Below are 23,286 nucleotides of genomic sequence, written 5' to 3'. Positions count from 1 at the left end.
GGCCTGCGCACCCCTGCCTTAGAGCGCTCGCGTCGTGCGGTCGCGGCGAGCCCCGACCAGTCGGCAGACGAGGTAGATCGCGAACGAGATGGTCGTGATGTACGGACTCACCGGCAGCGTGCCGGCCACCGCGAGCAGCACGCCGCCCACGGCCGAGACGAAGCCGAAGAGCGCCGCGAGCAGCGGCACCGACAGCGGACCGGACGCCACCCGCATCGCCGCCGCGGCGGGCGTGACCAGCAGTGCCATCACGAGCAGAGCGCCGATGATATGAACCGCGACGGCCACGATGAGACCGAGCAGCAGCATGAACGCGAGCGAGACCGCGGTGGTCGGAACCCCCCGTGCCGCCGCCGACTGCGGGTCGAGCGAGTCGAAGCGCAGCGGGCGCCAAATGAGCAGCAGGGCGACGAGCACCGCGACGCCGATCACGACGAGCCAGCCGAGCTGCTCGCTCTGCACCGACACGATCTGCCCCGTGAGCAGGCTGAACCGGGTGGCGCTGCGGCCGTTGTAGAGCGAGAGGCACAGGATGCCGACCCCCAGCCCGAACGGCATGAGCACGCCGATGATCGAGTTGCGATCGCGCGCGCGAGCGCCCAGCACCCCGATCAGAGCCGCCGCGATGAGGGAGCCGACGATCGACCCCGAGACGACGTCGACGCCGATGAGCAGGGCGACGGCGGCACCGGCGAACGACAGCTCGCTGATGCCGTGCACGGCGAAGGCCATGTCGCGCTGCATCACGAAGACGCCGATGAGCCCGCCGACGAGGCCGAGCACGGCGCCGGCGTAGACGGAGTTCTGCACGAGCTCGAGGATCGCGCCGTACTGGCTCACGCCGCCGAAGAGGGCGTTGCCGACGTCGGACCAGTTCATGCGTCGTCCTCGTCGTGGTGATGGTGGTGGGCCTCATCGGCGTCCGGGGCTCCGACGACGATCAGTTGACCGCCCGCGCGCACGACGTAGACGGGGGCGCCGTAGAGGGCCGAGAGCGTCTCCGTCGTGAGCACCTCGTCGGGGGTCCCCAGCGTGAAACGGCCGTTGGCGATGTAGAGGATGCGGTCGACGCGCGAGAGCACGGGGTTGATGTCGTGCGTGACCAGCAGGACGGCGGCCTCGCGCTCACGGCGGTGGCGGTCGATGAGGCGCACGACCGCCTGCTGATTGGCGAGGTCGAGGCTCGTGAGCGGCTCGTCGCACAGCAGCAGGGCGGGGTCGTCGGCGAGGGCCTGGCCCACGCGCAACCGCTGCTGCTCTCCGCCCGAGAGCAGGCCCACCGGGCGGTCGCCGAAGGCCGTCGCCCCGACCGCCTCGAGCAGCTCGTCGATGCGCGCGCGGTCCTTCTTGCGCGACAGGGGCAGGCCGAGCCGGTGCCCGTCGACGCCGAGGCCGATGATGTCGCGGCCGCGCAGGGGCGTCTCGCGGGGCAGCGGGCGCTGCTGGGGGATGTAACCGATCCGGCGGTTGCCGGCGCGACGAACGGGGGCGCCGAGGGCCTCGATCGAGCCGGAGCTCAGTCGCTCGAGGCCGAGGATCGCGCGCAGCAGCGTGGTCTTGCCCGACCCGCTGGGTCCGAGCACCGCGACGAGCTCGCCGGGCTCGACCTCGAGGTCGAGCCCGGCCCAGAGCTCCCGGCCACCCCTTTCGAGGGCGGCGCCGCGGATGCGCAGCGGGGCGGCCGCGCTCACGCCGCCAGCGCGTCGGACAGCGCCGTGATGTTGCTCTGCATCCACGAGATGTAAGTCTGACCCTCGGGGAGGGTTTCCGTGAACTCGATCACGGGGATGTTCTTGCTCTTAGCCTCGTTCTGCACCTGGGTGACCTCGGCGCCGCCGGTCTGCGGGTTGACGATCATGACGCCGATCTGGCCCGAATCCAGCAGCTGGAGCGACTCGAGCAGGGTCGCGGGCGGGACGTCCTGGCCCTCCTCCACCGCTTCGCTGAACTCGTTCGGGGTCGCGTTGTCGAGGCCCGCGGCCGTCGTGAGGTACACGGGCACCGGCTCGGTCACGAAGATCTTCTTGCCGGCATCCTTCGCCTTGATCGCGTCGAGGGAGTCCTCGAGGCCGGCGATCTGCTGGGTGAAGGACTCGGCGTTCGCGTTGAAGTCGGCGACGTGATCGGGCGCCAGCTTGCCGAGCTCGGAGGCGATCGCCTCGGTGAGGTCTTCAATCGTGTGCGGGTCGTACCAGACGTGCTCGTTGAAGCCCTCGATGTGCTCGTGGCCGTCGTCGTCGGCGTGCGCGTGGTCGTCGGCGCTCTCGCTCGGCGCCGGGCTCGCGTCGTCGGCGTGAGCGTCGTCGTGGGATTCGGCACCGGGGTAGTCGTGGTTGTACTCGACCGCGGTGAGCACGGGGGCGGAGGTACCGCTGGCCTGGATGAGCGACTCCATGAACGCGTCGTAGCCCGCGCCGTTCTCGATCACGAGCCCGGCGTTCTTCAACGTGAGCTGATCTTGCGCGCTGGCCTCGTACTCGTGCGGATCCTGGCTGGGGGAGGTGATGATCGACGCGACATCGACGTAGTCACCGCCGACCGCCTGGGCGATGGAGCCGTAGACGTCGGTGGAGGCGACGACCTTCACCTTTCCGGACGCGTCCGACGACGAGGCGGGGGACGCGGTTCCGCCGGCGCAACCGGCGAGCGCGAGAACGGAGACGGCCCCGAGGATGACGGGGGCGAGAATGCGGCGGGTCATGGGGAAACCGTACCGTCGTTGATAATCGTTCTCAAACTCAACGCGCTCCCCATACGAGGTTCCCAGGATCGGGCGCGGGCCACGCCGAGTTCAGGCGGCGTCCGCTCGCGAGCTGTAGTCGTAGAAGCCGCGACCCGACTTCACGCCGAGGTTCCCGGCATCCACGTAGCGCTTCAGCAGCTCGCGCGGACCCTCGGGAAGGTGCGGATTCTCGTCGGCGTAGTGCTGCTCGATGTCGAGCACGACGTCGAGGCCGACCTGGTCCATCATCTGGAACGGACCCGCGGGGGCGCCGGAGTTGACCCGCCACATCGCGTCGACGTCTTCGGGTGTCGAGACGCCGTCGGCGACGACCGCGAGGGCTTCGCGCTTGATGGCGGCCCAGATGCGGTTGAAGATGAAGCCGGTGGACTCCTGGCGGGCGACGAACGGGAAGACCCCGAAGCGCGGCAGCTGCTCCTGGAGGAACGCGATGACCTCGGGCGCGGTCTGCCCGTCGCTCATGAGGTCGACCGCGTTCTGCTGCGGCGGCATGTAGAAGTGCATGTTGAGCACGCGCTCGGGCGTCGAGACCCGGTCGATCATCAGGCGCGACGCGAACGACGACGAGTTGCTGGCGAGGATCGCATCCGCCGGCGCGAGGCGGTCGAGATCTCCGAACACCGAGGTCTTGAGCTCGATCCGCTCGGGCACGGCCTCGACGACGAGCCAGGCGTCGAAGACGGCGGATGCCAACTCATCGGCGCCCTGCACGGTGCCGGCGACGGCTCCCTCGCGGGCGGCCACCACCGAGGGCAGCGTCTCTTCGACGTAGGTGACGGCGGCGGAGCGCACGGCATCCGCGAGATCGAAGATGCGCACGTCGGCCCCTCCGCTGGCGAACATCAGCGCGATGCGACGACCGAGCGTGCCACCCCCGATGACGGTCACGGGGCGGGTGTCGGTGTTTCGGGGCAGCGGGACGCTCATGTCATTTCCTCTCGTGGAGCCGAGGTCGCCTTGCGAATGCGGACCCCTCGATACACACTGTACTCAATACACTTCGTACTGAACAGGTGATGACCGATGAACCCCCTCGAGATCCTCCGCCGCGGCACCACCCCGCTGACCGCCCCCGTCTACCCACTGCGGGCCACGCGGTTCCTGAACCGCGAGTACTTCAACGTCGTCTATCGAACGGATGCCGACGCGTTGCGCGCCGTGGTCCCGGAGCCGCTCGAGATCGACGAGCCGCTCGTGCGCTTCGAGGTCATGAAGATGGGCGAGGTCGACGGCTACGGCCCGTACGTCGAGTCGGGCCAGGCCATCCCCGTCACCCTCGACGGCGAGCGCGGCGAGTACCTGCACGCGATGTACCTCGACAACTTCGCCGCCACCGTGTCGGGGCGCGAGCTCAGCGCCTACCCGAAGGTGATCGGAACCCCCGACCTGCGCGTCGACCAGGGCGCCCTCGTCGGCACCCTCGACCGCGGCAGCGAGCGCGTGGCCACCGCGACCATGGGCTACAAGTGGGAGCCGCTCGACCTCGACGAGGCGAAGGCGCAGATCACGGTGCCGACCTTCATGGTCAAGCTCGTGCCCGACGTGTTCACGCAGGGCATGCGCGCGGCGCACCTCGTGCGCACCGAGATCACCGACATCGTCGTGAAAGAGGCGTGGACTGGGCCCGCCCGCCTGCAGCTCTTCGAGCACGCGCTCGCCCCGATGGCCGACCTCCCCGTGCGCGAGATCGTCAGCGCCTCGCACATCGTCACCGACCTGACGCTCGCCCCCGTCCGCCCGGTCGTCGACTACCTCGACGAGGTGAACCGCGCCGCCGCTGCGTAACGTGGAGCCCGTGACCACCCCCGCAGAGGCATCGAAGCCCGTGCGACGCCGCAGCAGCACCCGCACGGCGCTGATCGCGGCCGCCGAGGCGATCTTCGACGAGACCGGCAGCACCTCGGTGAGCGTCGAGGCCATCACCCGGCGCGCGGGCTACACGCGGGGCGCGTTCTACTCGAACTTCCGCTCGGTCGACGAGGTGTTCTTCGCCGTCTACGAGCAGCAGGCCGAGCTGGTCTTCGAGCTGCTGAGCGACATGCTCGGCGAGGCCCGCAGCAGCGAGCAGCCCACCCTCGACGACATCGTGCGCGGCGTCGTCGAGGGGCTCCCGCCCGAGGAGAAGTGGTACGCGATCCGCTCGGTGCTCATCACGCGGGCGCGTCACGACGAGGAGGTCCGCATGCTGCTCACCGCGCACACGGATCACTTCCACGACACGCTGCAGCCGCTGCTCGTGGAGTGCCTCTCGCGCATCGGCCTGCACCCGGTGATCGACCCCGCGCTCTTCACGCGCGCAGTCGTCGCCGCCCACGTCGGGGCGGTGAGCCAGAGCGTGCTGCACGCCGACACTCAGCGGGTGCGCGTGGCCGCGGTCGAGGGCTGCATCCTCGGGCTGACGCGCGGGTCCGCCTCCGCCTGAGCGCGGGCCGACGCCGCGGCACGGGCGGCGCACAGCAGAGTCCGCGACCCGCATTTGGCCGAGCCCGACCCGCGCCCGGCCCGGCCGGCCGCGCGGGCGCGAGGTCACGGCATCCGCCCCTCCGCCTGCTCGCCGAGACGCGCCGCCCCCGAGGAGGGAGCGGCGCGTCTCAGGCGTTCAGCGGGTGAGCGGCGCGCTCGTCACTCGCAGGCCACGCCGTCGTTGTCGCGGTCCAGCTTCGACCGGTAACCGGGCTGGTCCCGATACAGGGGCGCCTTGCCGGCCGCGCGAACGGCGTCGCAGTTGGCGTAGTACGCGTCCTCGGCGGGCGGCGCAGGCGCAGGCGCGGGCTCGGCGGGAGCGGGCTGAGGCTGCGCCGGGGCCGGCTCGGGCGCGACGACCGGAGCGACGACCGGCTCGGGCTCCGGTGCGGCGACCGGAGCGGGCGCCGCGAAGGCCGAGGTCGGCACGACCTGCTCCGGGCAGCTCTCGAGCACGCGCTTCATGGCGTCACGCTCGGCCTCGGTCACCCACAGGCCGTATGTCGCCTTCACCGCGATCTGCGCCGCGACGTAGGTGCAGCGGTACGACTTCTGCGAGGGCAACCAGGTCGCGGCATCGCCGTCGCCCTTCTGCGCGTTCGCCGCACCGTCGACGGCGAGCAGGTTGAGCGGGTCGTTGGCGAAGCTGGCGCGCTGGTCGGCGCTGAGCTGCTGCGCACCCTTCTGCCACGCGTCGGACAGCGCGACGACGTGGTCGATCTGCACGAGCTCCGAGGTGCCCTGGCCGCGGACGAAGGCGATGCTCTTACCCGTGTACGGGTCGGCGAGCGTGCCGCCGGTCACCCGGCAGGTTCCGGAGCGCACGGCATCCTTCAGGTCGCGGCCGAGGATGTCGTTGCGGGTGTCGCATCCGTTGCGGTCGACGTCGAGCCAGCGCTGGCCGAACTGCACCCGGTCGTACCCGGTCTTGGGCGCGCGCCCCTTCACGGCCAGAGTGTCCAGCACCGCGAGTGCGGTCTTGTCGGTGGTCGCCGAGGCGTCGACGACGGTGCCCGCCTGCCCCGCGAACGCGGCGAGGGCGGCCTGATCGTCGGCGAACGGGGTGGCGGATGCCGTGGGCGTCGGCGACGGCGTCGCAGAAGCCGTGGCGACGGGCACCGCCTGGGCGACCGGGGTCGCGTTCTTCGGCGAGGTGGCCCCCGTGATGCCTCCCGCGACCGCGAAGGCGACGACGGCGGAGACCGTCCAGATCGCGGCGCTCGACCGCGAGCGGAACCTCAGCCAGGTCGGGGTGTTGCGCGCGAGCGAGACGATCCCGGTGACAAGCACCACGAGGGCGACCATCGCGACGAACGGGGCGAGCAGCCACAGCGCGACGAGCAGGACGAGACCGACCACGATCCGGCCCCACATCGGGACGCGCGAGAACCAGGGGCGCGCCTCGCCCGGTGCCGCCGGAGGTGGGGCGGTGGTCACGCTCGGCGCGGGCGGCAGCGGCGTGAAGTCGTTCGTCCACTGGCGGCCGTCCCACCAGCGCAGGCGACCGGGAGTCTCGGTGTCGGGGTACCACCCCGGCGTCGCATTCGTCACGCGGCCACCGCCGACGTCGTTCGGACCACTGCATTCCGGAATCGCATGATTCCCCTCCCCCCCTCGAAACAACCTTTCGAGAGTATTCAGGGGAATGCAGGTCGCCCGACCGCACTGAATGCACCTGGACGAATTGCGAATGCAGGATGCGTGGGCGGGAAATGTCGAGACGAAATCGATACCGGACGCGCCCGGGCGGGGCGGATGCGGTTCGCGGCTCAGCAATCTCGTCTTCGCGCGCGCCAGGCCTTCCACGCCCCCGTGGACCACAGCGCCCAGACGACCAGCACGGGCTGGAAGAGCAGACGGATGCCGCGAGCGAGGTCGGTGTCGAGGCCGAAGGCGTCGGTGCCCCGGACGAACTGCTCGATGTTGCCGGGGAAGATCGCGACGAAGAAGGCCGCGACGATCCAGCCGACGGCGACGCGCCAGCGGCCCAGGACGAGCAGGGCGAGTCCCAGCGCGATCTCGACGACCCCGGATGCCACGACCGTGACGTCGACCGGAATCGGCAGCCAGGACGGCACCTGAGCGACGAACGCTTCGCGGGCGAACGTCAGGTGCGCGGTGCCGGTGAAGACGAGTGCGGCACCGAGCAGCCAGCGGGCGAAGGTGCGGGTCAGGCTCATCCTTCGAGGGTAGGCGGGGGCGGCTCAGCTCAGCGCAGGCGGGGGCGGCGCCGCCCCCGCCGCCGCCCCCGCTGATGCGCGCGTCAGCGGCGCAGGATGCGGTGCGCCAGCGCGTTGCCGACGAGCTGACCCGCCTGCACGATGACGACGATGATCGCCACCGTCACCCAGGTCGCCTGCGCGTTGAACTGCTGGTAGCCGTAGATGATGGCGAAGTTGCCGAGCCCGCCGCCACCGATGTAGCCGGCCATCGCCGACATGTCGACGACGGCGATGAACATGAACGTGTAGCCCAGGATCAGCGGCGCGAGGGCTTCGGGGATCACGACGCCGAACAGCACGCCGATGCGGCGCGCGCCGACGGCCCGGGCCGCCTCGACGGTGCCCGGATCGACGGCCACGAGGTTCTGTTCGACGACGCGGGCGATCACGACCGTGGCCATGATCGTGATGGGCACGATCGCGGCATCCGTCCCCAGGGTCGTCCCCGTCACAGCGCGCGTGACCGGGGCCACGGCGGTGAGGAAGATGATGAACGGGATCGGCCGGATCAGGTTGATCACGAGGTTGGCGACGGCGAAGACCGCACGGTTGGCGAAGAGGTTGCCGGGGCGCGTGGCGTAGAGCAGCGCGCCGATGGCCAGTCCCGCGACGCCGGAGATCAGCAGCGAGACGGCGACCATGTAAACGGTCTCGCCGATCGACTGGATCAGCACCGGGGTGAGGGTGTCCCACTTGTTCATGCGGTCACCTCTCGAGCCGGCACGGCGACCTCGGTGTGCTCGCGCAGCTCCGCCACGACGGCGGTGAGGTCGTCGGAGTGCACCCGGTAGGTGAGGGTGCCGAGCTGCTTGCCGAGCACGTCGGTCACGCCGCCGTAGACGACGGAATGCCGCGCGCCGTGGCGGTGGAAGACGTTCGAGACGTCTTCGCTCGAGAACTCGTTGATCTCGACGCTCACGAGGTCGCCGCCACCCGCGGCGAGCGCTGCCAGAGCCTCGCCCGAGGGGACCCCCTGGGTCACCGCCGCGACGAAGCGCTTGGTCAGCTCGGCGCGCGGGTGTGCGAACACGCGGTAGGTGTCGCCGCTGTCGACGACCCGCCCGCCATCCATCACGATGACCTGGTCGCACAGCTCGTGCACGATCGAGATCTGGTGCGTGATGACGACGATCGTGATGCCCAGGCGCCGGTTGATCTCGCGCAGCAGGTCCAGCACCTCGGCGGTGGTCTGCGGGTCGAGGGCGCTGGTCGCCTCGTCGGCGAGCAGGATGCGCGGGTCGGTCGCGATCGCGCGGGCGATGCCGACGCGCTGCTTCTGCCCGCCCGACAGGCGCCGGGGGTACTGCTTCGCCTTGTCGCCGATCCCGACGAACTCGAGCAGCTCGGCGACGCGCTTGTCGCGGTCCGCCTTCTTCCAGCCCGCCACCTTGAGCGGGTAGGCGACGTTGGCCGCCACCGTCCGGGAGGTGAAGAGGTTGAACTGCTGGAAGATCATGCCCACGCGGCGCCGGAGGTCGCGCAGCCTCGCCTCCGTGGCATCCCCCACGTTCACTCCCAGCACTTCGACGGTGCCGGACGTGGGCTGCTCGAGTCCGTTGAGCAGCCGGACGAGGGTGGACTTGCCGGCGCCGGAGTACCCGATGACCCCGACGATCGACCCCTCCTCCACCGTCAACGACACGTCGTCGACGGCGGTGGTGGTGGTGCGGCGGTCGGCGCGGAAGCTCTTCGTGACGCCCCGCAGCTCGATGACCGAGGTCATCCCTTCTGGGCCTTGAGGGCGTCTTCGAGGCTCGTCAGCTCGTCCTGGAGCTGCGCGCCGGTCCAGTCGGCCTTGAACTGCAGGTTGCCCTGGTTCAGCTCGGTGACCGCCGTCTCGACCTCGGTCGAGTGGTACGCCGCGACGACCTTGGCCCAGCGGGGGTCGTCCTTCTTGTCATCGCGCGTGACGAAGGCGTTGATGTACGGCGCGAGCTGCGGGTTGTTCAGGTCTTCCTTGAAGATGATGAGCTCGTCGCCGAGCCCGCCCTTCTGCGCCTGCGTGTTGTTGACGATGGCCGCCTGCGCGCTGCCGTCCTTGAGCGCGGTGACCGTCTGGTTCGTGTCGACGGGCAGCAGCTCGACCTTGCTCGAGACGATGTCGGCGGGCGTCGACAGGGCGTTGCCGCCGTCCTTGAGGGTGAGCAGTCCCGCCGTCTGCAGGTTGAGCAGGCCGCGGGCGAGGTTGGTGGGGTTGTTGGGGATCGCGACCTTCGCACCCTCGGGCAGGTCCTTCACGTCCGTGTACTGCTCGGAGTACAGCGCCAGCGGGTAGACCGCGGTCGCGCCGACCGGAACGAGCGTGCCGCTGTTCTCGACGTTGAACTGCGACAGGTAGATCAGGTGCTGGAAGAGGTTGCCGTCGAGCTCGCCGTCCTGCACGCCCTGGTTCAGCTGCACACCGTCGTTGATCGTGCGCACCTCGAGGTCGATGCCCTCGTCGGCGAGCTTCTGCTTCAGCACCGTCCAGTGCGCCTCGGTGCCGTCGTCGGCCCCGAGCACCAGGCGGGAGGAGTCCTCTCCGGATGCCGCACCCCCGGCGCAACCGGTGAGAACGAGCAGAAGGGCAGCGGTGGAGGCGCCGAGGATCGTGGCCAGGCGAGAGGTGCGAGAAGTCATGAGACCACGTCAGCACGCGGCATCCGCGATGCGAATTCGACGTGTTACGACCGGTAACGGGCTGTCACGCGGAGTAACGGATTGGGCGGATGCCGGCGCATCGGCGATGATCACACGCCTCGCCGACCCGCGGGCTCACAGCGGAGGCGTAGCCTGGACAGCGATGTCACGGGATGAAAATGCGCGTAAGAGATTGTCCCGGAACAGCCCTCAGGGTCTGGTCGTCGCCATTCTGGCCCTCGCGGGCTTGTGCTCGTCGTTCATGTTCACCCTCGTGGTGCCGATCCAGTCGCAGCTGCCACAACTGCTGAACGCCTCGCGCGACGACACCGCCTGGGTTGTGACCTCGACGCTGCTGGCCGCGGCGGTCATCACCCCGATCGCCGGGCGACTGGGCGACATGTACGGCAAGCGCCGCATCGTTCTGGTGCTGCTGTTCGTCATGATCCTCGGCTCGGTCGTCGCCGCGCTTTCGACGGGGATCGTGGGCATGATCGTGGGGCGCGCGCTGCAGGGCGCGATCGTCGGGGTGGTGCCGCTCGGCATCTCGATCATGCGCGACGTGCTGCACGAGAACCGCGTCGACAGCGCCATCGCCCTCATGAGCGCCACGCTCGGCGTGGGCGGCGCCCTGGGCCTTCCGATCAGCGCGCTGGTGGCTGAGAACAGCGACTGGCACTGGCTGTTCTGGATCGCTGCGGGCCTGGGCGCGGTCGTGTTCGCGCTCATCCTCTGGATCGTCCCCGTCAGCGTGCTGCGCACCGCCGGCCGCTTCGACTACCTCGGCGCCGCCGGCCTCGCGCTCGGTCTGATCGGGGTGCTCCTGGCCGTCTCGCGCGGCAACACCTGGGGATGGACCTCCCCGCTCACCCTGGGGCTGGCGGTCGGCGGCATCCTGATCCTGCTCCTGTGGGGCTGGTACGAACTGCGCATCGACAGCCCCCTGCTCGACCTGCGCGTTGCGGCGCGCCGCCCTGTGCTGCTGACCAACCTGGCATCCGTGGCCATGGGGTTCGCGCTGTTCACCTCGAACGTCGCCTATCCGCAGATGCTCGAGCTGCCCGTCGCCACCGGTGTCGGACTCGGCCTGTCGTTGCTTGCCGCCAGCCTCGTCGTCATGCCGTCGGGGCTGGTGATGATGGTGCTCTCGCCCATTTCGGGAACCCTCGCCCGCACCATCGGGCCGCGCGTGCTGCTGGTGGCCGGATCGATCTCGCTGATCCTCGCGTACGGCTTCAGCCTGCTGTTCTCCACCGAGGTCTGGCACTTCGTCGTGGCGAACATCCTCATCGGCTTCGGCATCGGTTTCGGCTACGCCGCCATGCCCATGCTCATCATGCGCGCGGTCCCGCCGAGCGAGACGGGCGCCTCGAACGGCCTCAACGCCCTCGCGCGCTCGCTCGGCACGAGCACCGCCGCGGCGATCGTCGGCGTCGTGCTCGCGACGCTGTCGACCGTCGCGGGCGAGACGCGGGTGCCGACCTCGCAGGCGTTCCAGGTGTCGTTCCTGATGGGGATCGGGGCCGCGGCGGTGGCGCTGGTGCTGGCCCTGCTCATTCCGAAGCGTACCGAGCCGACGCGGGAGCGGGCTTCGCTGCCGGAGTGAGTCGGGCCGGAAGCGGTCGGGCGACCCCGGCCGTCACCTGCGGGCGTCGTGCCGCAGAGCGGTGAGAAGGCCCCCGATGACGAGGACCGTCCCGGGGCCGACGAGGGCCACGATCTCGAGGAACGGCGGGAGCGGCGGGTCGACCACCTGCGCCTCGTCGGCCCATCCCTCGACCCTCCACCAGTGGGTCACGAGGATCGTGCTGATCGCGACGCCGAGCCCCGCGCTGAGCCAGCCCAGGAGGCGGTCGTGGGGTCCGCGCGTCGGCCGTCGAACGGCGGTGAGACGCGGTGTGGCCCCGTCGTCAGCTAGGGGGGCTAGCGGAGTGCCTGACGACGGGGCCATCTGAAAGGTATACCGCGCATGTCCCCCATTTGGGGGACATGCGCCAATCTTCAGCGTTTCTTGCGTCGGCGTGGAGGGTCGTCGGTGCGACATCCGACGATGACGGAAGTTCCGCCGCCTGGAGGCCTCAGTTATGAGACCGCCCACAAGCTGATCTAAATCTGACCTAGTTGACCCAGCACTGGCGCGGTGGTCGCAAACCCGGTTCCCACCGAGCAGCGTCATCAGGTGTGATCACGCGCGCGGTCAGAAACCTCACCACAGCAGAGGTCGAGCGAGACTGGCTCCCAAGCAGGCACAACGTCGACGCGCGCGTCCGACGCGGTAGTCGCGCGGTCGCCCCCTTTCCCCCGTCAATAGCGATGCGTCTGAACGGCGTGCCGTCACCGACCACCTTGATCGCGCCAGAAGACCTCCGCGGCGACGGGAATGTCGCCGACCGCCACGTAAACTCATGTGTCGGGGGCGAGAATGAACTTGGTCAACATCTACTGCGACGAGAGCGGCCACCTGCCCAACGATGGTCAGCCCGTGATGGTCCTCGGCGCTGTCACGTGCGCCGTCGAGAAGAGCCGGGAGACCTCGCTCCGGTTGAGGGAGATACGAGAGCGACACCATCTGCCGACGGCGTTCGAACTCAAGTGGACGAACGTCTCTCCGGCGAAGTTCGAGTACTACAGGGATCTTGTCGACTACTTCTTCGACGACGATGACCTGAAGTTCCGCGCAGTGGTTGCTACGAAGTCGCAACTCAACCACGAGAAGTACGGGCAATCTCACGATGACTGGTACTACAAGATGATGTACCAGCTGCTCACTCGGCTCTTGTCCCCGGGCAGCGGCTACCGCATCTACCTCGACAAAAAGGACACGCGCGGAGGCACGAAGGCCAGGAAGCTTCATGATGTCCTCGCCAATAGTCGCTATGACTTCGACCACCGAATCGTCCAGCGGGTCCAAATCGTGCAGTCTCACGATGTCGTGCAGCTGCAGTTAGCAGATTTGCTGCTGGGGGCGGTGTCATATGTCAACAGGGGACTCGACGCGAGCCCGGCCAAGCTGGCTCTCGCGAACAGGGTTCGCGAGAGATCCGGATACGACCTGCTCCGGTCCACCTTGCTCCGCGAGGAGAAGTTCAATCTGTTCCATTGGCAAGGTCGCGGATGAACGACCCTTGGCCCCCGCCGGGACCGAGCCTGAATGACTTCGGCGGCGACTGGCCGAAATACTACGCTCATATCTACGGCCGTTACACCGCGGACTTCCTTGCCGAGAAACCGTCTTGGCCCATTGAGGGCAAGCGCTTCGCGATCAAGCAGCAGCCTCTGGTGGACGGCCACTGCCACACTTTTTGGCACATCATCACCGAGGGCGAGGTCGAAGAGGAACGGGAAGTTTCGACCGACCGATGCGCATGCGTCTCGTGGCCGCGTCTCATCCTTGATGAGTTCTCGGCCACGTATCCGAGTCCACGGTCCGAGCGCATCGTCTGGTGGGTCGAAGGCCGCGGCGGCCGCACTAGGTTTCACATCTGCCTGAGTGACTTCTCGTACCTGGTTGTGGTCGAAGACCGTCCCGACTACGTGCTCCTGTGGACCGCGTTCCCCGTCGACCGTGAGCACCAGCGCCGTCGTCGCCGCAACGCCTACGAGCAGTATTGGGCGCAGCAAGGAAAGGCAAAGGCCGCCCGTTAGGACGGCCTCGTAACTCCTTCTACCGCTGGTAGATGAGCTATCCGTGATTCTACTCATGGAAACTGCGTGTTTGCCAGGAGCGGCGTGTCGTACGCCGGCGGTGTGACGCAACTACCGACTTGGGACCGCCTCGTCTGACCACCGCCTCCCGTGTCTCCGCACGGACGTTGGACGGGCTGCTGGATAGCGATGAGCCCCTATCGTCGGGGGATGACGGCGCACTCCGACGAGCTCGGTCCCCACGAGTGGATCGAATCCGCAGCCGCGGCCGTGAACGCGGTCAGCCGCAGGGCGCGACCCCGCGCGTACACTCTGGGCGACGCGGTCGCTGAGCTCCACTCATGGGCGCGGGATGCACGCGCGTCTTCCTGGTCGAATAGGCGCAACCTCGACTCCCTCGACATGGACGTTCACCACTCTGCGACGCATCTTGGCCCTCAGGTCACCGGCGCCGTTAGGGACCTCCTTCCGCTCCTCGCCTCTTCGCGCGCGCGGGAAGACATCGTTGCTGCTGCCGAAGAGTTCTCGGCGCGATGGGCCCAGCCGGACATGTCGCGGCGCGCCTTCGACGACGTTTGCGAGCTGGCGCAGCTGAGAGCGACGACTCTAAGCAGTCTCGTTCAGCGCGCCGAAGTCCTCGCCGGTACGGTCGCCGCAGTGACCTCCGATTGGAGCGTCCTCTCAGAAACGGCTTCCCTCCTCACTTCTGGAAGGGACCGGTGGTCGTGCGACGAGTCCCCGGTGAGCATGTCAGCCGAAGAGAAGGTGTCCGCGGCGCGAGCGCGCCTCGCGGCGAAGGCCCCAGTCGGTCACGTGGTCGTTTGGAAGCTATACCGGCGTGCCCAGGTTGACCTTCGGGTGAGCGTCGGACGGCTAACGTTCCTCGCTGCTGACTGGGCGGTGCACAACGCGGTCAGTAATGACGGCGAGGAGTTCCCGGAGCGTGACGAGTTGCGTGGCCTCCTCAGGAGTTCGATGTGGCTTCGTGAGGAAAAGCTGTTCGCGCAAGGACGCGCCCACCATCAGTTCGTTCTTGCAAGGGCAGACCTTGGGCGCCGCAGCAGCCTGGGTGCGGCACAGCAGGCCGAGCGACAGATCGAGGCTGTCCTCAACATCGTGGCGAACGCCGGCGGCGTCAGTTGGATAGACACTCATGGGTCGTCGACGCTCGTGGACGGAGACTTGCGTTCCGGCTCGCTCATCGCGGAGTACGACCAGAGGCCCGCCGGGGAGGATCACTATGGCGTACGGGTGAGCAGCGAAATCCTCCAGCACCTCTCGGAGGAGCTTGACGGCGCTATGTCTTCTAGAGAAATGCCGGATTTTCTGGTCGAAGCTCTGGCCGCGGCCCGCGAGGCACGGCTCACGGACCATCGAGATGTGCGTTCCTTCAGCGCCCGCCCTGTTACACCGCGCGTGGCAACCGCGCTTGAAGATCATGCGATTGAGCAGATTGCCTCGCTGGCGCAGATGAATTCATTGGAACTGACGGATGCACTCACCGAGCTGGAGATCGAGCGGCACGCCGGGCAGCTCGAACTCGAGCTCCTGCTCGCGCCGTTGCAGGTAGACGACATGGACAATCGTCATGAGTTGGTTGACACGATTTACGACCGCTTCTCCGACATCAGTGAACTCGGCACGAGGATCGTCGACTTGACCCGACTATGGGAGAACCGGCGACATCTTGAGGACTTCGCGTGCCCGCCAGCCGCCGCTGCCGGCTTGCGTCAGGGGTTCACAATCATCACCTCCGTGGACGCAGAGCGCCTCCACCTCGCCGCTATCCGAGGCGAAATGGAGGTCGTGCGTGCCCGCCATCGTCGCGTGCGGAACGCCGTCGTACATGGGAACCCCGTAGGCGCAGCAGCGTTGCATAGCGTCCGCAACTTCTCCAGAGCGATGACCGATGACGCCATCAACCTCGCACTACAGGCGTTCGCAAGCGATACGACCATCGCGGCAGTACTGGCACAGCATGAAAACCGCCGGCGCGAGGTGGAAGAGACGCGCGGAGCTGGGATGTCAATCCTCAAGAGACTGGGAACCGAGAACCCCCGCGGCACGGATAAGTCGTCTAGATGAACGGGGTCGCGGCGCACGGCGGCGGCAGGGGCATCGGCGTGGCGCCTCAGGAGTAGCCGCCCACGGATGTCGAAACTCGCACACAGCGTGGAACACATCGAGCCCGTAAGGCTTACGTTCTCCACAGACGCGGCGCACAATGGTGTGCCCCCAGACGGGAGTAGGGCCATGGCTGTTCAATTGACTACAACCGTCGCGACAGAATCCCGACCCTAGGCCGGGCTGAGCCAGAGATGGTCGCGTGCTACCGTTCTCAGCTCAGTCGGCGGCACCCAGATTCTCTGGAGGGCGGCCAGCGGACCGAAAAGCGGCGCGGCATAGGCTCTTGGCGTGTCCGCGCTCGTGCCATGGCTACCTGATCATCAACAACATGTGCTGTACACGCTGGCCCACGTCGATGCCACCATCGACCGCATGGCCCGCACTCTCGAGGTTTATCTAGATGCACCTGGGCCACTAACTCTCCAATCCCGATGGACCGAGAGCACCGAGGAAGTCGTTCTCACAAACGTCGCCCCGCTGCCGCAGTCGGTGGCGCGACTATTTGCCGACGCGCTGAATCAGCTACGGAACGTTCTTGAGCATTCATTGACGGCAGAGGTGACGGAGCGCCTGCCGCGGGATCTCACCCCGGACGAGAGTAGGGCCATCGAGATGCCGTCGACCTCCTCGCCGGACGCCTTCGCTGCGTGGACGCGTCACAAGCACCGAAAGAGCCACGGGATGTTCGTCGCCGGCGCGGATCTTCACAAACGGCTCGACAGACTACAACCGTGGCACCGGAAGGATCCGGATTTACATCCTCTACGAAGGCTGGTCGCTTTCACCAACGCCGCGAAGCATCAAGCACCAGCAATTGCCACCGTCGGCGTCGGAAAGGTACTTCTGGACACAAGACCGCGAGACGTCGAACAGGATGCCTCCCGCGGGTTTGGTGAGATCGGTTCTGTTCTCGTGTCGGTTCCCCGAGGAACGACATCCGGCGTTTCCGTCTGGCCACAGGTCGCCGTACGCCGTCCGCACACGGGGGAGCTCCGTACGCTCATGTGGGAGGCACGTGACCTCGAGGAGTGGGTGCGACGCATCGCCTTGCCCATTCTCATCGCCGGCCGTATTGATCTTCCGGATCTACCACCGCACCTGGACATCAACCGCGGCTATGTTGATCATCAAGCGGCGTGGGCTGCGGCCGAGCCCTTCGCGGCAGCGGTGCGCGCTGCGGAGCGACTGAAAGCCACCGCGCTCCGCGGTGATTTGATCGCAATGATGGTGGAGACGGACGGCGAGACGACTCGAAGCGCCTACGCAAGCTTGTTCTCTTCGATGACTGACCGTGAGATCGCGGATGCGTTTGAACCGCTTGGCGAGGCCGCCCAAGCCCGAGATTTCGCCGCAGTGTCGAGAATTACGGCGTCTTGGCGTTTCCGGGCCCAAGCCCTCTAGTCCCGGGGTCCTTATGCATGGCCCTAAGCCGGCCCTTCAGCTCTCAATCCTTCTCAGACGGTCGGGATGCCTCCTGCCGACGTCGTCGCAAGTTGCACTCGTTGCATCCATGGCCGGTGACCCGGTCCCCACCTGCTGCCCTCCACCGGTACCCACACCGGCACTTCCAGTGGATCCGCTTGTTCGTCCCGGCCACGACCTCCTCCAGAAGCAGGGGGTGATTCCGTTCGAAATCCCATTCGTTGACCAGGTGCGGATGCGTGGTGGCCATGTCGTTGAATCCGACCCACACCAGCCTGTTACTGCAATAGGGGCACCCGGTCCCTCGCGTAGAACGTTGGGCACCCTGAGCTTCCCAGTGATGCCCTAGCTCACACAGCCACCAGAGTTTGCTCGCTCCTGCGGTTGTATTGTCCGGTGTCCTTGCTCCATTCATCGTCGGGTGGAACTCAGCAGCCAGGTGGGGATGTGTAGTCCGCATCGAATTACTTGCATTCACAGCTTTGCCGGCGCAGAACGGGCAGCCCTTCAGGCCCCGCTGAGCGTAAATGCAAGCTTCATACACGTGGAGCCCATGTCGCGGGCACGTCCACCACGCTTTATCACGAGACTTCGCGAACACGTCGCTCGGCGTCAGCAATCCGTTCTTGGTCGGATGCCACCGCGACGCGAGCACGGGATCGGTGGCGGCGAGACTGGTTGTCGGGTGGACCTTCTTGCCGCGACAGTACGGACACCCCCTGTTGAGCTTCACTCTCACGTAAAGCTTCTCTTCGTACGAGCCATGCTCAGCACAAATCCATCGCACTTTCCTGTCCGACCCTGCAGTAACGTGCCACGGCGTAAGTTCCCCATTCCCTTCTTCGTCCCATTCGGCGATGAAAGCCGGTTCCGTTGCAGCTAGGGAATTCGTCGAAGCGTCGACTAGGAGGTTCCGGCAGTAGCCGCAGTTGACACCGTTTAAGCACCGGTCTTTGGGCATGGCTTCAAAAGTATGCCCCCTCTTCTTGCACAACCAGAAGATCATTTCGTCGGATCCTGGGCGGAGGTCTGTCGGTCGAAGCAACCCGTTCTTAGACGGGTGCCATTCGGCCGCCACGTCTGGGTAGAGGTCTGTTATCGAATTGAATCCGGCCAATGCTTTTTGGCCCCCACAATACGGGCAGCCGTTTCCTTTAACCCGTCGAAGGCGGCTTGGGACATTGTCATAGTCGTGCCCGAGGGGGCACATGTAATTGCACGCTTTCGTCCGTTGCGCGTGTCGAGTACCCGCCACGGTGGAGGAGACGTATTGGGTGAGATGCAGATGCCGGGCTCGCGGATAGGCACACGTGCGAAGATCCTGAAGGTCGTTGGGTGCTGCGAACACAAGGCCGCCCACAGCCGCGAAAGCGTGGGGTCCGGACGCATCCGGGTGACCGACAGCCCTGAGCGTCATCCACAGCGCGTCGACCAAAACGGTGCAGCTGCGCCCTCCGACCACTGTCGCCACGGCCGCGGAGAGGGCCTGGTAGCGCGTCGAGGGTGTGGAATTCCCGGCTATCAAGCTGGCGAGCACGGCAGGCGAGGTGACACGCGCGCCGAGATCGACGGCGACCACGAAGCGTTCTGCGGAGCTGAGACCGCCTTGCACCTCGGTTTCCGCCCACATGTCCACGGATTCCATGAGTTCGGCGAGGCGGTGGGCGTCGAGGTCGCCCTTGTGCCTCAGCCTGGCGTAAGTCCTGTCGGCCCGCATCGCGGCCGGACTTGCCGCATACTGGCCCTCAGCTGCGGTTCCCGGGCCGAGCCACCGGTTGTGCTTTCGACATGTTCGAGGGCCGTCATGCTCGGTCTGGGGGACAGCCTCCCCGTGCGTGCACCGGGTGCATGCGAAGCGCTCGGAGAGACCAGTCACGCAGTTTTCGCACGTGGCTCCGTCGAGATGGTGCGGCAGCAGCGCGGCCTCGTGTGCGAAGTGCCCTGTTCGTAGACCCGCGACGGACTCGAGAAAGGGTCCGAGACGTTCATCAGACGGGGCTCGGTGTCCGAGCGTCCGGAGAAGCCAGGTGCGCCACGTGAGCGTGTCGATGGCATTCGCACGTTGCAGTCGACGCGCGAAACTCGCCACAGTCTCCATGGGGGCGGGCCGCACCCTGAACGGTAGAGGGCGGAACTCAGTTTGCATCTTCATCCTCGCCCTTGCGCGCGATGAGGCGGTCTGCCGCTTGGGCGCGCTCACGCTCCGTGTTGTAATCCATCTGCAGCTCTTCCAGCTGGCTTCGAGTGATGACCTCCCTGTCGGGTTCGCCCTGGTGGATGAGCTCGAGGGCGGCGAACGCCAGCAAGCGCGTGAGTGCGCCGAGCGACCCGCGGGTCTGTTCCCAGAGGTATGCGGCTTCAGGCAGCAGCGTCTCCGGCGGGTGAGCGAACAGGCCAAGCTGCCGTTCGAACTCGACGATGACCCCTCCCCACAGCCGTCGGCCGGCGGGGGTGGAGATGTCCATTTTGTTGAGACGGACCATCGAACAGCGGGCGGCGAACTGGGCTCCCAGCTCGTTGTTGACGAGGGCCGTGTTCTCGAGGTCGATACCCACGTACAGCGGCACTGCTCGAACGCTGTTCATCAGGTTCTTGATGGCCTGCGCCGATTCGAACTGTCCCTGGCCGACCCGGGCGAGGTTCTGCATCTCGTCGAAGACGACGAGCGACGTGCGGGAACGGATGAGCAGCTCGGTGACGGCGTGTGTCCGTTCCTCGGCGGTCATGCGAGGAGGTACGGGCAGCCCGAAGAACGTCATGAACCTACCCATGAGGTTCTTTGCATTGCATCCGGGAGGTATCTCGACGTAGACGACGGGCGTGTGTCCGAGGGACTGCCAGTTGGGGTGTCGGGCGGCGTGGCGGCGGAGCGCATCCACCATGGTCCGGAAAGCAGCGGTTGTCTTTCCAGACGCTGCGGGTCCGCTCAGGAGGATACCGGTGCGCCCAATAGGGCGGTTGGCGAACAGTGACGCCCGCCGATACTCGCGACTGAGCTGCCGAAGTGAGGGCGTTTGGATGACGAAGGAGTTGGCGATGCGTTCACTTCGTCGCTCGTCGAACGCGTGGCGCCTGCCCGGCTTCCAGTTCTTGTATGTCGCGAGGGATACTTCCTCGGGGGACGATGACGTGTCGGTTTCCAGCAGGTGGGACAGGACCTCCCTGTGGTCGAAGTGGCCGAGCGTGGGGTCGGCGAGGGTTTCGGTAGTCATGAGGTTCCTTTTTGGCTTTCAGGCCGATTCGACGGCGATGTAGTTCATGAAGTCGTTCGCGGCGTCCTCGCTCGCCGTGAGGACTCGGGCGATGGTGTCCTCGGTCGCAGCCCTGGCGACCTCCGCAGATTTCTTGGTCCGCCCCTTCGCCGCCTGCTTGCGTTCCCGCGCCGCGGCTGTCAGCTCGTTGCGCCACTGCACGACGGCGACATCGGCAGCGTGGTTGTCGAACGTGGTGGCCGTGAGGCTCTCGTGGTGAGCGGCGAACTGCAGCGACTTCTCGAAGGGGCGGGTTCGGCCGCGTTTGCCGGTCCAGACGCATTCGACCCAGTCGCCGTCGATGGGAGAGCGGACCCACACGCGCTCCTGGTCAGCCGGGTCGTACGACACCTTCACCTGCCGGCTGCTCCCCGTCGTGCGCTTGCGGTCGCGGAGGGGACCGAGGTGAGGACTGTCGTACATGCGCCCGTTGAACTCGACACCATCGGCCTGAACGGTGCGCTCATCGGTGGGCAGCATGGCCATGTAGTCCTCCTCCTCGAAGGCGACGACGAAGTGCCCGCTGAGCTCGACGGCGGCGGCGTACATCGAGTTCGGAGAGTGGTAGTGCCCGGGGCGGTACTCGTCGACGAGTTCAGAGTGCTCGCGGTTCTGGTAGACGACAGACACCCATCGGTCGAAGAGTTCCGCCACCTCGGACAGTTCCAGCAGGTTCTCTTCGTGGACTTTGTCGCCACGACGAAGCACGTCGCCGCCGGTGAATCCGGGGAGGTGCTGAACGAACTTCGTCTTGATGGTGGTGAAGGTGCGCTCGACGTGGGCCTTCGCCGCGGGCGCGTGCACCGGCGCCTCCGTGAGTGAGATGCCATGGCGGTCACAGGCAGCCTTGAAGGACTTCGACCTGAAGTCCGAGCCGTTGTCGATGAGGATGCGGATGGGGAAGATGTATGGCCGGAAGGAGTCGAACAGGGCCAGCTGTTCCGGGGTGAGGTGCGTGGACCACTTCATCTGGGGAAGGTCATACGCGGCGTAGTCGCTGTGCCACGGGCGGAGCTTCCGCGGGACGATGGTGCGTGCGAGCAGACCGACGTGGTCGAGACCGGTCGGGTTCGACTCGGTGAGGTTGTGCCCGATGATGCTTCGGGTCCTCTTGTCGACGAGGATGGTGAGGTGCGGACGGTCGACCTTGCCGCTCGGCATGCGCACGAGCAGGTCGAGTTCCGTCGCGTCCATCTGCGCCTCGTCGCCGGGGGCGAACACCAATCTGGACCGGTGTTGGGTGGTGGGAGACAGCGCTGCCGTCTGCCTCGTCTTCGCGAGCGTGGTCGGGTCCTGGTTGCCGGACATGAACTTCGTGAGTCGTTCCACAGTGGAGAGGGAGGGCGTCTTCGGCCGCTCGGCCGGGTCGGGGAAGCGGTCCATAAGCATCACAGCGAGCTCAGCGCGGATGGCGGTGTAGGTGACGGTAGAGCGTCCGCGGTAGCTGTGCAGAATCTCTGCCATCGCCGCCTTGACATCCTTGTTGGTGCGCGAGAGGGGTCCTTCGGTGCGCCCGACGCGCTGGTCGATGAGACCGGTGACGCCTTCCTCGGAGAACCGCTTGAGCTTTCGTCGGAGTGTGACGGCGGGTATCTCGATGCCGTGGTCGTCCGATAGTTCCTTCACCTTGGCGTCGAAGCGCTGGGTCTTCGGGATGTGCAGCGCGTACTGGGGACGGAGGGTCTCGCCGATGGCGGGGGTTCCGTCGAGGAGTTCCTGCAGGTGCGGAATGAGGGTTCGCGCGTCCTCGCTGAGGCGCTTCTCGACCTCGTTCACGGCGACGGGGGTTTTCGGAGTCGCCTCGGTCTCGAGAGTCACACCCGGCGGGAGCCGCCGGCTGAGGTCGATGTGGTGCACGACTTCGTAATCACAGGTGATGTCATTGCGCACGCGGAAGGAGCCGTTGCCGTAGCCGACGACGGTGAAGGGTTCGTTGTCGAGCTCGATGTGCTGGCCGAGCGTGACGGTGCGAGGCGGTCGCATGGTGATGCCTTTCCGTGGGTTAGGCGACGCGCACGAGCGTGCGGTCGGTGACGGGGACGGTGAGGTCGAACAGGACTTCCCGTCGCCACATGAGGTGGTAGAGGGCAGGCATGAGCTCGCCCGACTTGTCGGTGGCGAGGGCGTGCCGGAGAGGACCCATTTCAGGCGCTCTGCGTGCCGCCGCGCGGATGTGCCGACGGAGCTCTTGGTCCGGCGCGTAGCGCGGATGGCGATAGCGGCCGATGAGTTCGACGTTGAGCCGGACGACGTCGCTCAGCTGGTCGATGAAGGTGTACCGCCAACCGAGCTTCTCGCAGAGCTCGGCGGTGAGCGCGAAACGTTCCGCGTCGCCCGGCTTGGTGATGAACTTCGGGTGGATGTCGACCAGGTGACGACGACCGTCCGCTTCTTCCACGAAGTAGTCCGGGTAAGCGAAGCGCCCGTTGGCGAAGGTCATCAGCATGGGCTGCGCGGCCACCTTGACGATGTCGTAGAGGTGGTCGATGAGCATGATGCTCGCGTACTCGGCCATGGATTCGTGAAAGACGAGGTGCCCCGCGCCAGCGCACCAATAGTGGCCCTGGTACGTCGCTTGGCCCACCCACTTGCCGGGGTTGCGGGTACGCGAGCCCGGCGCCACCTCGAGCGCCGCCGCCGGCGTGTCCGCTCGGATGGCGTGCTTTTTCTCGGCGGCGTCTAGCCACTCGATGCGGTCCCAACCAGTCGGTCGGGACTTCCTGATTCCTCTTGCGTTGCCCATGCCCCCTCCCATGCGCGCAGATCGGCACGTCGACCCGTCAGCGCAGCGATT

At 66.9% G+C, this 23,286-nt stretch carries 21 protein-coding genes; 7 read left to right on the top strand and 14 right to left on the bottom strand.

The genetic code is table 11. The annotated features are described in order from the left end of the window. Nucleotides 1-18 precede the first annotated feature (18 nt). The 4 genes from F9B98_RS06860 to F9B98_RS06845 all read right to left on the bottom strand — a co-directional run bounded on the left by F9B98_RS06860 (nt 19) and on the right by F9B98_RS06845 (nt 3,670). Nucleotides 19-879 carry a metal ABC transporter permease gene (locus tag F9B98_RS06860; protein ID WP_150954715.1) on the bottom strand — a complete coding sequence of 287 codons (861 nt, stop codon included), beginning with the start codon at nt 877-879 and terminating at the stop codon, nt 19-21. Next, nucleotides 876-1,691, bottom strand: coding sequence for a metal ABC transporter ATP-binding protein (locus tag F9B98_RS06855; RefSeq protein ID WP_150954713.1), 816 nt, complete (start codon nt 1,689-1,691; stop codon nt 876-878). The genes F9B98_RS06860 and F9B98_RS06855 overlap by 4 nt, the downstream gene beginning before the upstream one ends. After that, nucleotides 1,688-2,701 carry a metal ABC transporter solute-binding protein, Zn/Mn family gene (locus F9B98_RS06850; protein WP_150954710.1) on the bottom strand — a complete coding sequence of 338 codons (1,014 nt, stop codon included), beginning with the start codon at nt 2,699-2,701 and terminating at the stop codon, nt 1,688-1,690. The genes F9B98_RS06855 and F9B98_RS06850 overlap by 4 nt, the downstream gene beginning before the upstream one ends. Before the next feature lie 90 nt (nt 2,702-2,791). Continuing rightward, the gene (locus F9B98_RS06845) at nt 2,792-3,670 is read right to left on the bottom strand and encodes a 3-hydroxyacyl-CoA dehydrogenase family protein (protein WP_150954708.1); all 879 of its coding nucleotides are present in this window, start codon (nt 3,668-3,670) and stop codon (nt 2,792-2,794) included. Between the two features lie 96 nt (nt 3,671-3,766). Between F9B98_RS06845 and F9B98_RS06840 the strand changes: the two genes are divergently transcribed. Continuing rightward, nucleotides 3,767-4,528: an acetoacetate decarboxylase gene (locus F9B98_RS06840; protein ID WP_150954705.1), complete on the top strand. Its 762-nt coding sequence runs from the start codon at nt 3,767-3,769 to the stop codon at nt 4,526-4,528. Nucleotides 4,529-4,538: 10 nt separating this feature from the next. Then, the gene (locus tag F9B98_RS16125; protein ID WP_225310251.1) at nt 4,539-5,165 is read left to right on the top strand and encodes a TetR/AcrR family transcriptional regulator; all 627 of its coding nucleotides are present in this window, start codon (nt 4,539-4,541) and stop codon (nt 5,163-5,165) included. Between the two features lie 200 nt (nt 5,166-5,365). Here F9B98_RS16125 and F9B98_RS06830 read toward each other — a convergent pair whose 3' ends face one another. From F9B98_RS06830 to F9B98_RS06810, 5 genes are all read right to left on the bottom strand, one after another. Next, a complete protein-coding gene (locus F9B98_RS06830; RefSeq protein WP_150954702.1) occupies nt 5,366-6,757 on the bottom strand; it encodes a DUF1524 domain-containing protein in 1,392 nt (463 codons plus the stop codon). 218 nt (nt 6,758-6,975) lie between these two features. After that, complete coding sequence (locus F9B98_RS06825) at nt 6,976-7,386, bottom strand: hypothetical protein (RefSeq protein ID WP_150954699.1); 411 nt, start codon at nt 7,384-7,386, stop codon at nt 6,976-6,978. A gap of 83 nt (nt 7,387-7,469) precedes the next feature. Beyond that, entirely contained in the window at nt 7,470-8,129 is a 660-nt protein-coding gene (locus F9B98_RS06820; RefSeq protein ID WP_150954696.1) for a methionine ABC transporter permease, read from the bottom strand. After that, on the bottom strand, nt 8,126-9,151 hold the full coding sequence (locus F9B98_RS06815; RefSeq protein WP_150954693.1) for a methionine ABC transporter ATP-binding protein: 1,026 nt from the start codon (nt 9,149-9,151) through the stop codon (nt 8,126-8,128). Before F9B98_RS06815 ends, F9B98_RS06820 begins: the two co-directional genes overlap by 4 nt. After that, nucleotides 9,148-10,047 carry a MetQ/NlpA family ABC transporter substrate-binding protein gene (locus F9B98_RS06810; RefSeq protein ID WP_150954690.1) on the bottom strand — a complete coding sequence of 300 codons (900 nt, stop codon included), beginning with the start codon at nt 10,045-10,047 and terminating at the stop codon, nt 9,148-9,150. Before F9B98_RS06810 ends, F9B98_RS06815 begins: the two co-directional genes overlap by 4 nt. A 163-nt stretch (nt 10,048-10,210) precedes the next feature. On the opposite strand from F9B98_RS06810, the gene F9B98_RS06805 reads away from it, so the two are divergent. Next, nucleotides 10,211-11,653: an MFS transporter gene (locus tag F9B98_RS06805; protein ID WP_150954687.1), complete on the top strand. Its 1,443-nt coding sequence runs from the start codon at nt 10,211-10,213 to the stop codon at nt 11,651-11,653. 33 nt (nt 11,654-11,686) lie between these two features. Here the strand turns inward: F9B98_RS06805 and F9B98_RS06800 are convergent, their stop codons facing one another. Continuing rightward, nucleotides 11,687-11,998 carry a hypothetical protein gene (locus tag F9B98_RS06800; protein WP_150954684.1) on the bottom strand — a complete coding sequence of 104 codons (312 nt, stop codon included), beginning with the start codon at nt 11,996-11,998 and terminating at the stop codon, nt 11,687-11,689. Between the two features lie 471 nt (nt 11,999-12,469). Here F9B98_RS06800 and F9B98_RS06795 point away from each other — a divergent pair, with 471 nt between their 5' ends. From F9B98_RS06795 to F9B98_RS06780, 4 genes are all read left to right on the top strand, one after another. Then, nucleotides 12,470-13,165, top strand: coding sequence for a DUF3800 domain-containing protein (locus F9B98_RS06795; RefSeq protein WP_150954680.1), 696 nt, complete (start codon nt 12,470-12,472; stop codon nt 13,163-13,165). Then, on the top strand, nt 13,162-13,692 hold the full coding sequence (locus tag F9B98_RS06790) for a hypothetical protein (RefSeq protein WP_150954677.1): 531 nt from the start codon (nt 13,162-13,164) through the stop codon (nt 13,690-13,692). The genes F9B98_RS06795 and F9B98_RS06790 overlap by 4 nt, the downstream gene beginning before the upstream one ends. Before the next feature lie 210 nt (nt 13,693-13,902). After that, nucleotides 13,903-15,777 (top strand): hypothetical protein, encoded by a 1,875-nt coding sequence (locus tag F9B98_RS06785; protein WP_150954674.1) that lies wholly within the window; start codon nt 13,903-13,905, stop codon nt 15,775-15,777. A 330-nt stretch (nt 15,778-16,107) separates the two neighbouring features. After that, entirely contained in the window at nt 16,108-17,220 is a 1,113-nt protein-coding gene (locus F9B98_RS06780; RefSeq protein ID WP_150954671.1) for a hypothetical protein, read from the top strand. A 43-nt stretch (nt 17,221-17,263) separates the two neighbouring features. Here F9B98_RS06780 and F9B98_RS16275 read toward each other — a convergent pair whose 3' ends face one another. The 4 genes from F9B98_RS16275 to F9B98_RS06760 form a co-directional block, all read right to left on the bottom strand. Then, nucleotides 17,264-18,451, bottom strand: coding sequence for a zinc-ribbon domain-containing protein (locus F9B98_RS16275; protein ID WP_225310286.1), 1,188 nt, complete (start codon nt 18,449-18,451; stop codon nt 17,264-17,266). Nucleotides 18,452-19,376: 925 nt separating this feature from the next. Then, nucleotides 19,377-20,453 carry a TniB family NTP-binding protein gene (locus tag F9B98_RS06770; RefSeq protein WP_150954667.1) on the bottom strand — a complete coding sequence of 359 codons (1,077 nt, stop codon included), beginning with the start codon at nt 20,451-20,453 and terminating at the stop codon, nt 19,377-19,379. An 18-nt stretch (nt 20,454-20,471) separates the two neighbouring features. Continuing rightward, nucleotides 20,472-22,475 carry a Mu transposase C-terminal domain-containing protein gene (locus tag F9B98_RS06765; protein WP_150954663.1) on the bottom strand — a complete coding sequence of 668 codons (2,004 nt, stop codon included), beginning with the start codon at nt 22,473-22,475 and terminating at the stop codon, nt 20,472-20,474. Between the two features lie 19 nt (nt 22,476-22,494). Then, nucleotides 22,495-23,235 carry a TnsA-like heteromeric transposase endonuclease subunit gene (locus F9B98_RS06760; RefSeq protein ID WP_191966702.1) on the bottom strand — a complete coding sequence of 247 codons (741 nt, stop codon included), beginning with the start codon at nt 23,233-23,235 and terminating at the stop codon, nt 22,495-22,497. Nucleotides 23,236-23,286: the final 51 nt, after the last annotated feature.

Origin of the sequence: Microbacterium testaceum StLB037, from assembly GCF_008763945.1 — a bacterium.
Taxonomy (GTDB): domain Bacteria; phylum Actinomycetota; class Actinomycetes; order Actinomycetales; family Microbacteriaceae; genus Microbacterium; species Microbacterium testaceum_G.
This window is presented reverse-complemented; position numbering and strand designations above follow the sequence as displayed.

What these genes read in the sequence shown, in the direction of transcription:
- F9B98_RS06810 (WP_150954690.1), bottom strand. Translation starts at nt 10,047, where the DNA reads ATGACTTCTCGCACCTCTCGCCTGGCCACGATCCTCGGCGCCTCCACC.
- F9B98_RS06825 (WP_150954699.1), bottom strand. Translation starts at nt 7,386, where the DNA reads ATGAGCCTGACCCGCACCTTCGCCCGCTGGCTGCTCGGTGCCGCACTC.
- F9B98_RS06800 (WP_150954684.1), bottom strand. Translation starts at nt 11,998, where the DNA reads ATGGCCCCGTCGTCAGGCACTCCGCTAGCCCCCCTAGCTGACGACGGG.
- F9B98_RS06850 (WP_150954710.1), bottom strand. Translation starts at nt 2,701, where the DNA reads ATGACCCGCCGCATTCTCGCCCCCGTCATCCTCGGGGCCGTCTCCGTT.
- F9B98_RS06815 (WP_150954693.1), bottom strand. Translation starts at nt 9,151, where the DNA reads ATGACCTCGGTCATCGAGCTGCGGGGCGTCACGAAGAGCTTCCGCGCC.
- F9B98_RS06820 (WP_150954696.1), bottom strand. Translation starts at nt 8,129, where the DNA reads ATGAACAAGTGGGACACCCTCACCCCGGTGCTGATCCAGTCGATCGGC.
- F9B98_RS06785 (WP_150954674.1), top strand. Translation starts at nt 13,903, where the DNA reads ATGACGGCGCACTCCGACGAGCTCGGTCCCCACGAGTGGATCGAATCC.
- F9B98_RS16275 (WP_225310286.1), bottom strand. Translation starts at nt 18,451, where the DNA reads ATGTGCCCCCTCGGGCACGACTATGACAATGTCCCAAGCCGCCTTCGA.
- F9B98_RS06765 (WP_150954663.1), bottom strand. Translation starts at nt 22,475, where the DNA reads ATGCGACCGCCTCGCACCGTCACGCTCGGCCAGCACATCGAGCTCGAC.
- F9B98_RS06840 (WP_150954705.1), top strand. Translation starts at nt 3,767, where the DNA reads ATGAACCCCCTCGAGATCCTCCGCCGCGGCACCACCCCGCTGACCGCC.
- F9B98_RS06790 (WP_150954677.1), top strand. Translation starts at nt 13,162, where the DNA reads ATGAACGACCCTTGGCCCCCGCCGGGACCGAGCCTGAATGACTTCGGC.
- F9B98_RS06795 (WP_150954680.1), top strand. Translation starts at nt 12,470, where the DNA reads ATGAACTTGGTCAACATCTACTGCGACGAGAGCGGCCACCTGCCCAAC.
- F9B98_RS06805 (WP_150954687.1), top strand. Translation starts at nt 10,211, where the DNA reads ATGTCACGGGATGAAAATGCGCGTAAGAGATTGTCCCGGAACAGCCCT.
- F9B98_RS06845 (WP_150954708.1), bottom strand. Translation starts at nt 3,670, where the DNA reads ATGAGCGTCCCGCTGCCCCGAAACACCGACACCCGCCCCGTGACCGTC.
- F9B98_RS06760 (WP_191966702.1), bottom strand. Translation starts at nt 23,235, where the DNA reads ATGGGCAACGCAAGAGGAATCAGGAAGTCCCGACCGACTGGTTGGGAC.
- F9B98_RS06860 (WP_150954715.1), bottom strand. Translation starts at nt 879, where the DNA reads ATGAACTGGTCCGACGTCGGCAACGCCCTCTTCGGCGGCGTGAGCCAG.
- F9B98_RS06770 (WP_150954667.1), bottom strand. Translation starts at nt 20,453, where the DNA reads ATGACTACCGAAACCCTCGCCGACCCCACGCTCGGCCACTTCGACCAC.